Source organism: Halopelagius fulvigenes, from assembly GCF_055398025.1.
In genome coordinates, this window is record NZ_AP043846.1 from 2,419,682 (window position 1) to 2,433,558 (window position 13,877).

Sequence of the window (13,877 nt, forward strand, 5' to 3'; positions counted from 1 at the left end):
CTACTCGTCGTCGGGCGACCCGCCGTTCCACATGAGGTTCGGGTAGTCGGCGATGAGGCCGTCCACTCCGGCCGCGGCCAGTTGTTCGGCCTGGTACCACGTGGTGACGGTCCACGTGTTCACCGCCCGCCCTTCGTCGTGCGCTTTCTGTACGAGATCGATATCCTCGAACGACCCGCCTTCGAGGTAGTACTTATCGTTGAAGAACGGCGCTCCCTTTATCATGTTGTACGGCGGGTGGACCGCCTCGCAGTCGTACTCGCGGGTTATCTTCAGGCCCTCTTCGATAGAGTCCCAGAAGAGGAACGCGATGGGAACGTCGGAGTCGACGTCGCGGACGGTGGCCAACGCCGCCTCGTAGAACGAGGACACGAGGACGTCGTTTTCGAAATGCGAGGCGACGTCGAGGGTGCGTTCGGTTATCGGCTGCCACTTCTCTTTCTGCGTTTCCAGCGCGTCGCCGGAGAGGTTCTTCGCGAACTCCAGTTCCTCCTCGGGCACGCCGGGGTTCTTGAACTCGATGTTCACGGCGACATCGTCGGGGATGACCTCGAGCGACTGTTCGAGGGTCGGTATCGTCTCGCCGCTCTCCAGCACTTCGATGTCGTTCAGTTCGTCCGCGGTGTAATCCCAGACGTATCCGTCTTCCTCCGTCAGGCCCTGTTCGCCGCCGTCACGGCTGTTCATCTTCGGGTCGTGAGTGACCATCACCGTCCCGTCGGAGGCGGGGATGATGTCTATCTCCACCATGTCCGCGTCGTGGCACATCGTGGCGCGTCGGAACGCTCCAAGGGTGTTCTCCGGATAGAGTCCGGCGAACCCGCGGTGGGCGATCACCTTCGGCGTTCGGTCGTCGCCCTTCTCGCCTTTCTTCTCCTTTTCCTTCTCTTTCGAGGAGTCGTCCCCGCCGGCGCTCGCAACCCCGCCTAACGACGCCGTTCCGACCGCAGCACCTGTTCCGGCGACGAACGCTCGTCGGTCGAGTGTGAGTTTGTCACGCGACATACATAGTTATGCAATCGGTGAGAATATATGATTTTATATTTCCATTATATACTTCTAATTCTTTTACTGGTTAGGCCGGAAGAATTTCCGGCAGATCGGAGCGCGGGGGCGGCGGCCGCGGGGCTTTTCCCCGCCTCCGGGTTAGTGGGGGTCATGCGAGTCGCAGTGGTGACCGTCGGAGACGAACTGCTGGCGGGCGACACGGTGAACACGAACGCGGCGTGGTTGTGCGGTCAACTCGACGCGCGCGGCGTCGACGTCGAACGAGTGACCACGATTCCCGACCGGGTCGCCGACATCGCTCGGGTCGTAAACGAGTACAGAGCCGAGTACGACGCCGTCATCGTCACCGGCGGCCTCGGCCCCACGCACGACGACCTGACGATGGAGGGCGTCGCCGCGGCGGTCGGACGGCCCGTCGAGGAGCACCCCGAAGCGACCGAGTGGTTGACCGAACACGGCGGCTACGACGCCGACGACCTCGCGGAAGGGACGACGCACCTCCCGGCGCGGGCGCGGATGCTCCCGAACGAGGAGGGCGTCGCCCCCGGCGCGGTGGTCGAGGGGATCTACGTCCTGCCGGGCGTCCCCGAGGAGATGAAGGCGATGTTCGAGTCGATCGAAGAGGAGTTCAGCGGCGAAGCGACGTACACGGAGTCTATCGTCGCCGACGAACCCGAGAGCGAACTCGTGGGTCGGTTGCGCGAGGTCCGAGACCGGTTCGACGTGACCGTCGGCAGCTACCCCGGCGAGACGGTCCGACTGAAGCTGACCGCCGCGGACGAGGGCGTCCTCGAGGAGGCGGCGGCGTGGCTACGGGAACGGGTCGAAGTGCGAGAGGACGGCGAGGAGAAGACTCAGCGGTAGAGGTGCCAGAGCCACGCGACGGTTATCAGGATACTCACGAGGAGGACGACGGCACCGGTCGCCTCGATGGGAAGCGCTTCCTGTGTAGCAAGCGGAATCATTGTCGTGTCTGAGGGTCGCGGGGCCACTTCTTAAACGTTCGAGTTTCGGACGCGTCAGCGACGCGACCCGAGCGACGCCGACGCCGCGACGTTCCGCACCGCGGCGCTTTTGTGCCGCCCGACGCACCCTCGAACCATGCGAATCGGCGCCGTGGTGAACCCCGTCGCGGGGATGGGCGGGCGAGTCGGTCTGAAGGGGACCGACGGGAAGGTAGCGGAGGCGCGCGCCCTCGGGGCCGACCCGCGCGCGCCGGACCGCGCGCGCCGGACGTTCGAGGCGATAGCCGACGCCGGCGCGGACGTCGAACTTCTCGCGTGGGGCGAACCGATGGGCGAAGCGGAGGCGCGGGCGGCGGGTCTCGACCCGACGGTCCTTGGACGCCCGGAGGACGGGGAGACGACGGCCGAAGACACCGTTCGCGCCGTCGAGGCGTTCGTCGAGGCGGGCGTCGACCTCGTCCTCTTCGTCGGCGGCGACGGAACGGCCGCGGACGTCGCGGAGGCGGTCGGAACCGACGTTCCCATCCTCGGCGCGCCCGCGGGCGTGAAGGTGTACTCGTCGGTGTTCGCAGTCTCGCCGGAGGACGCCGCCGCCGTGGCGACGACATTCGAACGGGCCGAACGCCGGGAGGTGATGGACATCGACGAGGACGAGTACCGCGAGGGCGAGGTGCGCCCGGAGCTCCGCGCCGTCGCGCGCGTCCCCGTCGCCGACGACGTGCAGTCCTCGAAGCAGCTCGGCGGCGGCACCGTCGAAGCACTCGCCGCGGGCGTCGCCGACGACGTCCGCGCGAGTCCAGAGAAGACGTACGTCCTCGGGCCCGGGAGCACCGTCGGCGCGGTGAAGGAGGAACTCGGCTTCGAGGGGTCGCCCATCGGCGTCGATATCTGGCGGGACGGGGAAGTGGTCGCCCTCGACGCCGCCGAATCGGAGATTCTCGACGCCCTCGGACCGGCGGGCGAGAACGTCGTCGTCGTCTCGCCCATCGGCGGCCAAGGGTTCGTCTTCGGGCGCGGCAACCCCCAGCTGTCGCCCGCGGTGATTCGGCGGTGCGACGTGGAAATCGTCGCCTCCCGGTCGAAACTCGACGACGTGGGCGAACTGCGGGTGGACACCGACGACCCGGAACTCGACGAGGAACTCCGCGGGTGGACCCGCGTCCGCGTCGGGCGATTCGAACGCCGGATGATGCGCATCGTCTGACCGCGCGTCGGGGGTGAGAGCGCCCTCCTATTCCATCCATATAAGGGTGATATAGTGAAGATTAAGGTAGTCGGATGCAAGGGGTGAGATATGGAGACACGCAAGGTACAGCGCCTCGGTCCCTCGACGCTGGCGATGACCCTTCCGGCGGAGTGGGCCAAAGAACACGGTGTGGAGAAGGGCGACGAGGTGTCGCTTCGGATGGGCGGCAAGGGGACGCTGACGGTCCTCCCGGAGTCGGCGAGTCAGGAGGACTCGACGGCGAGCATCCGCGCGGACGCGCTGAACGCGGACGCCCTCGAACGGGCCATCGTCGCGCAGTACGTCCTCGGGCGGCGCGTCATCCACATCGAGAAGGGCGACGGTGCGCTCGACTCCGAACACATCAACGCGGTGTACAAGGCCGAAACCCAACTGATGGGTCTCGGCGTCATCGAGGAGACCCCCGAACGCATCGCCATCCGGTGCTCGGTGGACCCGGAGGACTTCACCCTCGACAACCTCCTCGAACGACTGGAGAACACCGGAAGCACGATGCGCGGCGAGGCGGTCAAGGCCCTCGCGCACGGCAACGCCGACCTCGCGCAACGCGCCCTCAACCGCGAACGGCAGGCGAACAAGATTTTCGTCCTCCTGCTTCGTCTCATCTTCACGGCCTACCAGAACCCGAACCTCTGTCGGGCGGTCGGCCTCGAATCGGGCTTTCCCCTCATCGGCTACCGGTCTGTGGCGAAAAATCTCGAACTCACCGCCGACAACGCCGAGGACATCGCCAACATCGTCATGAACGCCGAGGGCCACACCCTCGAAGTCGAGGCGGCGACGATGCGGCGCATCCGCGAGTTCACCGACCAAGTGGACGAGATCACGGAGAAGGCCGTCCAGTCGGTGGTCGAACGGGACTACGACCTCACGGTGGAGTGCCGCGAACTGTTCCGCGAGATAAAGGACCGCGAACAGGACATCCTCCAGGACCTCCCCGAGATGGACAACGAGGAACTGCTGCGGGTGCGCGAGGTCCTCGTAAGCCTCCAGCAGACGGCGCAGTACGCCATGCGGAACGCCGAAATCGCGGCCAACTTGGCGCTCAACGAGGAGTCCGAACACGTCACCATCGGGTGACCCCGCGGCCGGACTCTCCGTCTTCTTCCGGAGTCTCTCCCGGATGCGGTCAGTCCGCCGTCGCGTCGGCTGACTCCCCCGCGTCCGTGGCGTCGACCGACTCGGAGACGTCCGAGTCGGACGCCTCCTTCGCGGCGGTCAGCGGATTCCGGCGCGAGATGCGGCAGTCGAACGCCGGATGTTCGCCGAAGTGTCGGACGAGCATGTGTCGCCGGGAACCGGTGATGCCGGTCCGACCGACGTCGGCCGCCGAGAACTCCTCCGGCAGGCGGTCGTACAGGCGCATCAGGTTCTCGAAGTCGTCGAACACCTTCGCGTTCCCCGTCGAGTCCGCGCCGCGCCGGGAGACGACGTAACTGCCGTCGGAGCGGTACTCGCCGGCGGTCCGGAAGAACTCGCGCTTCTCGGTGATGGCCGCGCCGATGGCGTCCTGCAGGTCGGCGGCGTCGGTTCTGGACAGTTCGCAGGATTGGTCACCGATCTGGACGACTACCGCGTCGTCGTCTGCGGATACGACGACGGAACTCTCATCGCACGAGAAGAACTCGATCAGGAGCGTGGGTACTCCGTGTCATTGTACTTCCGCGTTCCGCCGGACTCGACAAAATACTGTCGGTACCGTTGACCGCCGTTCCCCGACTACGACTCAGAGAGGGCGAGCAACCCGTCGCCCGTCGTCGTCGCCGAACTCGTCTCCGTCGGCGTCGGTGCCGTCGCTTCGGTCGGCGTCGAAGTCGTCGGCTCCGTCTGTGTCGCCGTCGAGTCGGTCGAGTCGCCGCCGAGGAAGCCCGAGTCGGCGGTCGTCTCCGTCGCGCCCGCGTCGGCGGTCTCCGACTCGTCGGCCGTCGTCGTCGGGGCGGCCGTCTCCGTCCCGTTCGGCGCGGCGTCGCTCGGCGCGGACTCGCCCTTCGTCCTGAAGATGTCCGTCTCGATGGTCTTCTCGTAGGTGAGGGGGTCGAGGGGGACTTCGACGGTGTGACCGCCGCTAACGTCGAACTGCGCGGCGAAGTCGATTCGGAGGTCGGTCACCTGATTCCGTTCGAGGTGGGTCACCCACCACTCGTCGAGTCTCTCGTTGCGGACGTACGTCGTCGCCTCGATGGTCTTCGTGGACTTCGGCGGGACGACGTACTCCGATCCGGTCGTGCCGTCGCCGACGTCCACGTCGTTCATCGTGATGTCGTAGCCGAGTTTCGAGACGGTGATGGGGTAGGATTTGGGGTTGTAGACGACGAATCGCAGTTCCAACGGCGTCACCGACTCGTTCACCTCGCCCCACGAGGCGTTCGTCCGGTTGATGTACAGCACCGGGTCGGAGACGAACGGCGAGTTCGCGTTCACCTCGCGCGTTTCCGAGGAGTTGAACTGCGAGAGCACGTCGGTGTCAACCGACCGCGTGACGTTCGGCGCGTCGGCGGATCGACCCAGCGTCGAGGACTCAACGGTGGCGTCCACGGTCACGTCGGAGTGTTCGCCGTTGCTCACGTGGGACCGCCACCACGCGGAGATGCGTTCGTTCCGCATCGTCGTCTCGAACGCGAGCGTCGAGTTACCCGACCCGATCGCGACGCCCTCCTTCGACCCCTCGGCCATCTTCACGTCGTTCATCCGCACGTCGTACGAGACGGTGACGCCCCCGAGGGAGACGCCGACGGGGTTGGGGTTCGAGACGACGAGGTCGGTGCGTACGACCGTCGACGAGTCGTTCACCGCCCCGAAACTGTTCTCGACGCCCTCGACGGCCGGAGTTGCCGAGGAGTCCCGTCGCGACGCCGCCGCCGACGACGACGGCGACGACGAGGACGAGAGCGCCGACGATTCGAAGTTTGCTCCCAAGGAGCATCGATGCGATCTGCCCGGACATACTTTCGCGGATACGCTTCTCTGGTATAGGTCATTCGGACAAGCGTGACTGTGTGTTGTATTGATGTTCTACCCCGCCGTGTGAACGGGTGTCGAATGAACTAAGTGGTCGGACTCGAAGCGAGAGGTATGGAAACCGGTACTGTCGGCTCTGACAAGGGAATCGGGTTCGCAGTCCTCTTCTCGGTCGTAGCGCTCTTCGCCGCCGTGGCGATGCTCGCCGTCGGCGACCAGTTCGCGACGGCCATCGGGTTCGCCGCCGCGATGGTCGCCGCGTGTCTCGCCGTCGCCGCGACGCACATCTACTGGTAACGTCCCGCGTCCGTGACCGCCCGCGCGTCCGACCGCGCGCCGGCGGAACGCGGGTCTGTCCGACCCGCGGGCGCGACGAACGGAGTGCAGAACGAGAAACCGTTAAGACGGAAAATCCCCTAGGGGAGGTGAAGATGTCCGAGTACACCGAGGAAGAACAGCGGATTGTCGCTTACCTGCGGGAGAGCGTCTCCCGCGGTGAGCGATACTTCCGGGCGAAGAACATCGCCGAAGCGATTGGCCTCTCGTCGAAACAGGTCGGTTCTCGCCTCCCTCGACTCGCGGAGAAGTCCGACGACGTCGATATCGAGAAGTGGGGTCGGGCCCGTTCAACGACGTGGCGCGTCACGCTGAGTTAGTCGGTTGGCTTTTTTACTCCCGTCTCGTACGTCGATACCATGACGGTCCGCGTTCGCCGGGCGTTCGAGTTCGATGCACCGCCGGAGCGAATCTGGGAGTTCATCTCCGACCCCGGAAAGCGGGCCACCGCCATCAGCGTCGTCGAGAGTTATCGGTTAGAGGAGGGGACGAACCGCGCGACGTGGGAGGTGAGCCTCCCGATTCCGTTTCTGAACTCCACCGCGACGGTGGAGACGGAGGACGTGGAGTTCGACCCGCCGCGGCACGTCAAGTTCGTCGGCCGGTCGAAGGTGATGCGCGTCACGGGCGAGCACACCGTCGAGGAGATAGACGGCGGAACCCGACTCCTCAACGAGTTCGTCGTCGACGGCCGCGTCCCCGGCGTCGAACGGTTCTTCAAGCGGAATCTCGACGACGAACTCGAAAACCTCGAAGCCGCCCTCCGTCGAGAGACCGAATCCCCGGCGTGAATCGGCCGGTTCGGACGGGCTTAGTGACACGTTATCCCCCCTATATTGCCGTGAAACGCCCGGAGGGTTTATTGATACCCGTCGTTTAGAGTGAATCGCCGACGCCCGACGCTTTTCTCGTCGAGAGTCGGCACGACCCGCCGCACCACGCCGTAGTGCACGGGGTCCACTACGGCACAGACGACGCCACGGCGTCGCCCGCCGCCTCCGAACCCGGCGGAGGCGGTTTCCACCTCCCTTCATCCTCTCGCCCGGCAGGGCTGCCAGCCTACTGCCGAACGCGCGCCGCCCATCCGGTGGCGCGCGACCTTTCACACGTTCCTCTCCGTTCGAGCGAGAGCGACGACGCGGAAAAAGAGCCGTTCGATGCGGGAGTGTGAGGCGTTCAGTCGTCCTGCGTCTTGATGTCCGCCGAGAGACCCTGCGCCATCTGGATGTCCTTCGAGTTGTTGAGCGTCCACGCCGTGCGTTCGGTGACGGCTTCAATGACCTCGCGGGCCGACGGGTAACCGTTGCCGGACTTCTTGACGCCGCCGAAGGGGAGGTGGACCTCCGCGCCGATGCACGGGAGGTTCCCGTAGGCGAGTCCGACCTCCGCGTGGTCGCGGAAGTAGTTTATCTGCCGGTAGTCCTCGGAGATTATCGCGCCGGCCAGTCCGTAGTCGGTGTCGTTGTGAATCTCCACCGCGTCCTCGATGTCGCCGGAGTACTTCAGCAGGGCGACGTGCGGGCCGAACACCTCCTCGTGGGTGCAGCGCAGGTCCTCGTGGGGGTCCGCCTCGTAGACGAACGGACCGATCCAGTGGCCCTCCTCGTGGCCGTCGGGAATCTCGTCGTCGTCGAGTTCCGTCCGGTCGACGAGGACGTTCACGCCCTCGCGTTCCGCGAGTTCGTTGTACTTCGTCACCTTCTCCTTGTGGCCCTCCTCGATGAGGGGCCCCATGAACGTGTCCGAGTCGAGGGGGTCGCCGACCGAGACGTTCTGCGCCACCTCGACGAATCGCTCCTTGAACTCGTCGTACACCTCCTCGTGGACGACGAGTCGTTCCGAGGAGACGCAGCGCTGGCCGGTGGTCTTGAACGACGACATCACCGCGGAGTGAACCGCGACGTCTACGTCCGCCTTCTCGGTGACGACGACGTTGTTCTTCCCGCCCATCTCGGCGGCGACGAGTTTGCCGGGTTCGCCGCCGACCTTCGAGGCGATCTCGTGGCCGACTTCCGCCGATCCGGTGAAAAGCACCGTGTCGACGCGGGAGTCGTCCACGATGGCGGACCCGGCGTCGCCGAAGCCCTGCACCATGTTGAACACGCCCTCGGGGATGCCCGAGTCCTCGAACATCTCCGCGATGATCTGAGCGCACCACGGCGTCTGTTCGGCGGGCTTCCAGACGACGACGTTCCCCTCGACGAGGGCGACGGCCATGTGCCAGAAGGGGATGGCGACGGGGAAGTTCCACGGGGTGATACAGCCCACGACGCCGCGGGGCTTGCGGCGCATGTAGGCGTCCTTCGACGGAATCTCGGAGGGGATGACGTCGCCCTTCGGGTGGCGGGCGTCGCCCGCCGCCCACTCGACCATGTGCCACGCCTCGGTCACGTCGGCTTTGCCCTCGCTTATCTCCTTGCCGCACTCCTTCGTGACGATCTCGCCGAGTTCCTCGTGTCGCTCTCGGAGTTCGTGGTAGATGTCCCAGAGGTACTCTGCGCGGTCGATGTACGAGAGGTTCCGCCACTCCTCGAAGGTGTCCTCGGCGGCCGCGAGAGCCTCGTCCACGTCGGCTTCCGTCCCCCGGCGGAACTCGCCGAGCGCCTCGCCCGTCGCGGGGTTCTCGCTCACGAACGTCTCGTCTCCCGAACCGTCCGTCCACTCGCCGTCGATGTAGTGGTTATAGACTTGGTCGCTGTTCGCCATGATAGCAATGTTCTCGAACGCGGCTTAATAACCCGTCCCGTCCATGGACGGTACCCCCGAACCCATACCGTCACGATAGTCAGCCATATACGCGACAGTCGTCTACGGACGAACGATGAGTGCCCGAACGGCTACCGCGACGGGAACCAGACTGACGCTCGACCTGTGGCATCCGAACTGCTGGGCTATCGAGGCGACGGACCGCCTCCCAGGGGGGATCCTGGCGCACGCCATCTACAACGCGCCGGAGACCCTCGGGAACGGCGAGACGGTGAACGGTCTCTTCACGGCCTACGGAGAGACGGCGGACGAAGTAGAGCGGTTGTTGGACGCCATCGAGGAGTCGGACCGCGCCGGGGAGGTTCGAGAGTTGCAGGAACGGTTCGGGCGGAGCGCCGCCCGCGTCGCGCCCGGACGGGTCGCCCGCGAGTTCTTCTTAGAGTACGACCCCGGCGAGATGATCTGTCCGGTCCTGCTTCGGAACGGGTTCGTCCACAGTGCGCCGTCGCGCATCGAGGGCGGCCGGGAGTACTGGAAGGTGTGCTTCGCCGGCGAACGCAGCGAGATAGAGGAGAAGCTCGACGCGGTGCGCGAGGAGAGCGGCGCGGAGATATCGGTCGCCCGCATCGCCTCCTCCGACACGGTGGAACCCGAGCGCGAACGACGACTCGGGACGCTGACGCCGACGCAACGGGACGTCTTCGAACTCGCCCGCGAGGAGGGCTACTACCAGTGGCCGCGCGGCATCTCGGCCCGCGAACTCGCGGCGGAACTGGACATCTCGAAGACGACGCTTCTGGAGCACCTCAGGAAGGCCGAGGCGAAACTGCTCGACCCCGACGCCGAGTCGAACCGACTCAGTTGAGCACCGCTCGAAGCGCAAACAGGGCGTTCTCCTTGCGTTCCCGCACCCGGCGGTAGAAGTACGACATCCACTTGTCCCCGTACGGGATGTACTGGTACACCGGCATCTTCCCGACGAGTCGCTCCTGCGCGTCCTCGCGGACGCCCATCAGCATCTGCACCTCGAACGGCGTCCGGTGTTCGCGGTAGAGGTCCGCCGCGAAGTTCACCATCGAGAGGTCGTGACTCCCGACGGCGACGCCGTCGTCGAACTCGCGGAACATGAACTCCAGATACTCGCGGTACTTCTCGTCCACCACGGACTTGTCCTTGTATGCGACGGACTTCGGTTCGTCGTACGCCCCCTTGACGAGTCGGACCTTCCCCGGCACGTCCGCGAGGCGTTCTAAGTCCTCGCCGGTCCGCTTGAGGTTCGCCTGCACGCAGACGCCGACGTTGCCGTCGGACTCGCGGGCGTTCGCCTCGAACGCGTCGAGAGTCGCGTCGGTCGTGTCGGCGTCCTCCATGTCGACCCACACGAACACGCCCCGTTCGGTCGCGCGTTCGACGATGCGGTCGAGGTTCTCCTCGAACGCCGTCTCGCTCACGCCGAGTCCTATCTGCGACGGTTTCACCGAGACGGTGCACTCCAAGTCCCTGTCGCCGATTCGCTCGACGAGTTCGAGGTACTCCCGGACGTCGGCGTCGGCGTCCTCCCGGGAGTCGTAGTGTTCGCCGAGGAGGTTCACTATCCCCCGGATTCCGCGCTCGTTGACGTCCGAGACGTACGAAAGCGCCGACTCCGCGTCCTCCCCAGCCACAAAGTTGTTCGCCACCGGTGGTATCATCCTTCGCCACTGTCCACCCGACGGGCTTAGTGGGAGACCCTACCATACAATTCTCGGATTCCGCGAGAGAAATTAACTCCGCTCCGGGCGGCGGCCGCCCCGGCTCCTCGCTCCTCGACGACCCCGAAGCGTCGCACTCGGGGTCGACGGCGCGGACGACGGGCGCTCTCGTTCTCCGCTCAGCTCGCGCACTTCTCTATCTCGCCTTTCAGCGCCGCCGCGTCGAAGTCGTGATCCGGGCGGATGTTGACGAAGTCGAGAAACTCCAGCGCCGAGAGGAGTTCGTCGGTGTCGTACGACTCCATCGCGGCGGCGACGGTCTCCTTCGCGCCGATGAGGGGTTCGAACGCCGCGAGTGCGCAGGCGATGTCGTACGACCGGGCGTCGTCCTCGTTCTCTTCGCTGACGTTCGTCGCGTCGATGAAGAACACCTCGCCGTCGACGATGAGGACGTTCTCCGCCCGCAGGTCGCCGTGGGCGAGTCCGTTGTCGTGCATCCGACGGAGAGACGCGAACACGTCGGGCGCGAGGTTCGCCTCCCGTTCGCGGTCCAACTCGTCGATGGGGCGGAAGTTCGGGAGGTACTCCAACACGAGGACGCCGAGTCCCTCCACCTCGAAGGCTTCGACGGGTTCCGGCGCGTTGACGCCTATCTCTCGCATCCGACGGGTCGCCTCCAGTTCGTGTTCGGCCATCTGGAACGGCGTCCCGAAGTGCTCGAAGAAGCCCTCCCTCCCCGAGGAGACGGCCCCGAGGTTACGAGTCGTGGTGAAGAGAGCGTGAACGAACGAGTTCTGGCGCGAGATGACCTTCACGAACCACTCGTCGTCGACGACCATCGGCGTAGAGAGCCAGTTGTCCGCTTCGAGAAAGCGGATTCGTAGTTCCTCTCGTCCGTAGCGCGTCTGTAGTTCGCGGGCGACTGCTTCGAGTCGCGGCCAATCCACGCGCCCCCGAACGAGGCGGCGGAGTTCCATACACGGGGTACGGCGGGCGCGGGTATAACTCTCTGGGCGGGGCCGGAGAGCGCCCGTCGGCCCTCACGTCTCGGTTCAGACGGTCATGACGGTGACGGGGGACTCCCGGAGGAATCGCCCGACGACCCCGCCGAGTCGGTGCGGTTCGTCGCAGAACGCCCCGCGTTCTGACATCACCACGAGGTCGCTCCCCTCGTCCACGTACGCCTCTATCACGTCGGTCGGCGGTCCGCGTCGGGCCGCCTCGACGACGCTCACGCCGCCGGCGAACGCGCGTTCTTCGACTCGGTCGGGGACCGCAGGTCGGTCGTCGCGGGCGGACCGCACGTCGTTGGGGTCCGTCGCGGGCGCCTCGGCGTCCACCGTCTTCGGGTCCTCGATGCGGAGGACGTGCAGGTCGGCGTCGTACCGTTGCGCCACGTCGAGGGCGCGGCCGACCGTCCGCCCGTCGGCGTCGGACCCGGAGACGCCCGTCGGGACTACTACCCGGTTGTACATCGAAGCCCAGTACCGACCCCGAACAAAAATGCCTGTGGTCGGTCGAGACGGACAGTCACGCCGCCCGGAACGAGTCTGTAATGGTCGTTCGATTGGTTTAATGCGCTCACGTCTGAAGATCACCCCATGGACTTCGAGTTACCCTCCGAACACCGGATGATTCGGGACACTGTTCGGGAGTTCTGCGAGGCGGAGATATCCCCCATCGCACAGGAGATAGAGACGGAACACCGGTTCCCGGAGGAGGTGTTCGAGCAGTTGGCGGCGCTCGACATGCTCGGCGTGCCGGTGTCGGAGGAGTACGGCGGACTCGGCGGCGACCAACTGATGTACGCCCTCGTGACGGAGGAACTCGGGCGCGTCTCCGGCGGTGTCGGCCTCTCCTACGCCGCCCACGTCAGTCTCGCCTCGAAACCCATCGAGATGTTCGGCACCGACGACCAGAAGGAGCGGTGGCTCCGCCCCCTCGCGGAGGGGGAGTACCTCGGCGGGTGGGCGCTCACCGAACCCGGGTCGGGGTCCGACGCCAGCGACATGGACACCACCGCCGAACGGGACGGCGACGGGTACGTCCTGAACGGGACGAAGCAGTTCATCACGAACGCCAACGTCGCCGGATCGATACTGGTGAAGGCGGTGACGGACCCCGGGGCGGGGTACGACGGCATCTCGACGTTTATCGTGGACCCGCGGAACGACGACGGCTTCGAGGTGACGACGGTGTGGGACAAGATGGGGCTGAACTCCTCGCCGACCTGCGAGATTCGGTTCGACGACCTGTACCTCCCCGAGGACCGCCTGCTGGGCGAAGAGGGCGAGGGGTGGACGCAGACGAAGAAGACGCTAGACGGCGGGCGCATCTCCATCGCGGCGCTCTCGACGGGCCTCGCGCAGGGGGCGTTCGAGGCGGCGAAGTCCTACGCCCTCGAACGCGAGCAGTTCGGCAAGCCGATCTCGAAGTTCGACGCCATCCGCGACAAACTCGTGGACATGCACCGCAAGACCGAACGGGCGCGCCTCCTCACCCACCGCGCGGCGACGACGTACGACGCCGGCGAACCGGTCACGCGGGAGTCGGCGCTGGCGAAACTCGACGCCAGCGAGGCGGCCCGCGAAGTGGCCGAAGACGCCGTGCAGGTGCTCGGCGGGTACGGGTACACAGAGGACTTCGCGCCGCAGCGATTCTACCGCGACGCCAAGCTGATGGAGATAGGCGAGGGGACCAGCGAGATACAGCACCTCGTCATCGGTCGGGAACTCGGTCTGTGACGGCGAACTCCGTCCCGTCGAGCAGTACCTCCACCACCGTCGCCGGGTCCTCCGAGGGCGCGACTCGGCGCGTGCCGACCCCGTGAGCGACCGTCCGCAGGACGGTAACCCCCTCGAACGCGGTTCGGAGGGCGGTCGGCCGTCGGCCGACGGCGTCGTGGAGCACGGCTCCACGGGCACCCGGCCTCTGGACGGTGACCCCGTCGCGGCGGAGGACGACGAC

General features: G+C 66.0%; 15 protein-coding genes and 1 pseudogene. 8 read left to right on the plus strand and 8 right to left on the minus strand.

Going from position 1 to position 13,877, the window contains the following annotated elements; translation table 11 throughout:
• On the minus strand, positions 1-1,005 hold the full coding sequence (locus ACZ522_RS17275; RefSeq protein ID WP_379696801.1) for a glycerophosphodiester phosphodiesterase: 1,005 nt from the start codon (positions 1,003-1,005) through the stop codon (positions 1-3).
• Positions 1,006-1,158: 153 nt separating this feature from the next.
• On the opposite strand from ACZ522_RS17275, the gene ACZ522_RS17280 reads away from it, so the two are divergent.
• The 3 genes from ACZ522_RS17280 (at position 1,159) to ACZ522_RS17290 (ending at position 4,299) form a co-directional block, all read left to right on the plus strand.
• The gene (locus tag ACZ522_RS17280; protein WP_379696798.1) at positions 1,159-1,872 is read left to right on the plus strand and encodes a competence/damage-inducible protein A; all 714 of its coding nucleotides are present in this window, start codon (positions 1,159-1,161) and stop codon (positions 1,870-1,872) included.
• A 237-nt stretch (positions 1,873-2,109) separates the two neighbouring features.
• Entirely contained in the window at positions 2,110-3,177 is a 1,068-nt protein-coding gene (locus ACZ522_RS17285; RefSeq protein WP_379696795.1) for an ATP-NAD kinase family protein, read from the plus strand.
• A gap of 90 nt (positions 3,178-3,267) precedes the next feature.
• Entirely contained in the window at positions 3,268-4,299 is a 1,032-nt protein-coding gene (locus tag ACZ522_RS17290) for a PhoU domain-containing protein (protein WP_379696792.1), read from the plus strand.
• A 49-nt stretch (positions 4,300-4,348) separates the two neighbouring features.
• Here ACZ522_RS17290 and ACZ522_RS17295 read toward each other — a convergent pair whose 3' ends face one another.
• Positions 4,349-4,759: a DUF7528 family protein gene (locus tag ACZ522_RS17295; protein ID WP_379699863.1), complete on the minus strand. Its 411-nt coding sequence runs from the start codon at positions 4,757-4,759 to the stop codon at positions 4,349-4,351.
• 179 nt (positions 4,760-4,938) lie between these two features.
• A pseudogene (locus tag ACZ522_RS17300) lies at positions 4,939-6,163 on the minus strand (LEA/WHy family protein).
• Positions 6,164-6,291: 128 nt separating this feature from the next.
• Here ACZ522_RS17300 and ACZ522_RS17305 point away from each other — a divergent pair.
• From ACZ522_RS17305 to ACZ522_RS17315, 3 genes are all read left to right on the plus strand, one after another.
• The gene (locus ACZ522_RS17305; RefSeq protein ID WP_379696790.1) at positions 6,292-6,474 is read left to right on the plus strand and encodes a DUF7525 family protein; all 183 of its coding nucleotides are present in this window, start codon (positions 6,292-6,294) and stop codon (positions 6,472-6,474) included.
• 134 nt (positions 6,475-6,608) lie between these two features.
• A complete protein-coding gene (locus ACZ522_RS17310) occupies positions 6,609-6,833 on the plus strand; it encodes a DUF7123 family protein (protein WP_092536080.1) in 225 nt (74 codons plus the stop codon).
• Positions 6,834-6,872: 39 nt separating this feature from the next.
• On the plus strand, positions 6,873-7,304 hold the full coding sequence (locus ACZ522_RS17315) for an SRPBCC family protein (RefSeq protein ID WP_379696787.1): 432 nt from the start codon (positions 6,873-6,875) through the stop codon (positions 7,302-7,304).
• Between the two features lie 385 nt (positions 7,305-7,689).
• Here the strand turns inward: ACZ522_RS17315 and ACZ522_RS17320 are convergent, their stop codons facing one another.
• A complete protein-coding gene (locus ACZ522_RS17320) occupies positions 7,690-9,219 on the minus strand; it encodes an aldehyde dehydrogenase family protein (protein WP_379696785.1) in 1,530 nt (509 codons plus the stop codon).
• 115 nt (positions 9,220-9,334) lie between these two features.
• On the opposite strand from ACZ522_RS17320, the gene ACZ522_RS17325 reads away from it, so the two are divergent.
• Positions 9,335-10,084 (plus strand): helix-turn-helix domain-containing protein, encoded by a 750-nt coding sequence (locus tag ACZ522_RS17325; RefSeq protein ID WP_379696783.1) that lies wholly within the window; start codon positions 9,335-9,337, stop codon positions 10,082-10,084.
• Here the strand turns inward: ACZ522_RS17325 and ACZ522_RS17330 are convergent.
• The 3 genes from ACZ522_RS17330 to ACZ522_RS17340 all read right to left on the minus strand — a co-directional run bounded on the left by ACZ522_RS17330 (position 10,077) and on the right by ACZ522_RS17340 (position 12,385).
• Positions 10,077-10,910, minus strand: coding sequence for a proline dehydrogenase family protein (locus ACZ522_RS17330; RefSeq protein ID WP_379696780.1), 834 nt, complete (start codon positions 10,908-10,910; stop codon positions 10,077-10,079). The two genes, ACZ522_RS17325 and ACZ522_RS17330, sit on opposite strands and share 8 nt — an antisense overlap.
• A gap of 179 nt (positions 10,911-11,089) precedes the next feature.
• Complete coding sequence (locus ACZ522_RS17335; RefSeq protein ID WP_379696778.1) at positions 11,090-11,887, minus strand: RIO1 family regulatory kinase/ATPase domain-containing protein; 798 nt, start codon at positions 11,885-11,887, stop codon at positions 11,090-11,092.
• Between the two features lie 75 nt (positions 11,888-11,962).
• The gene (locus tag ACZ522_RS17340; RefSeq protein WP_379696776.1) at positions 11,963-12,385 is read right to left on the minus strand and encodes a universal stress protein; all 423 of its coding nucleotides are present in this window, start codon (positions 12,383-12,385) and stop codon (positions 11,963-11,965) included.
• 126 nt (positions 12,386-12,511) lie between these two features.
• Between ACZ522_RS17340 and ACZ522_RS17345 the strand changes: the two genes are divergently transcribed.
• Positions 12,512-13,654, plus strand: a complete 1,143-nt coding sequence (locus tag ACZ522_RS17345; RefSeq protein ID WP_379696773.1) for an acyl-CoA dehydrogenase family protein — start codon at positions 12,512-12,514, stop codon at positions 13,652-13,654.
• On the opposite strand, the gene ACZ522_RS17350 is transcribed toward ACZ522_RS17345, so the two are convergent.
• Positions 13,629-13,820 (minus strand): hypothetical protein, encoded by a 192-nt coding sequence (locus tag ACZ522_RS17350; protein ID WP_379696770.1) that lies wholly within the window; start codon positions 13,818-13,820, stop codon positions 13,629-13,631. The genes ACZ522_RS17345 and ACZ522_RS17350 overlap by 26 nt on opposite strands.
• Positions 13,821-13,877 lie beyond the last annotated feature (57 nt).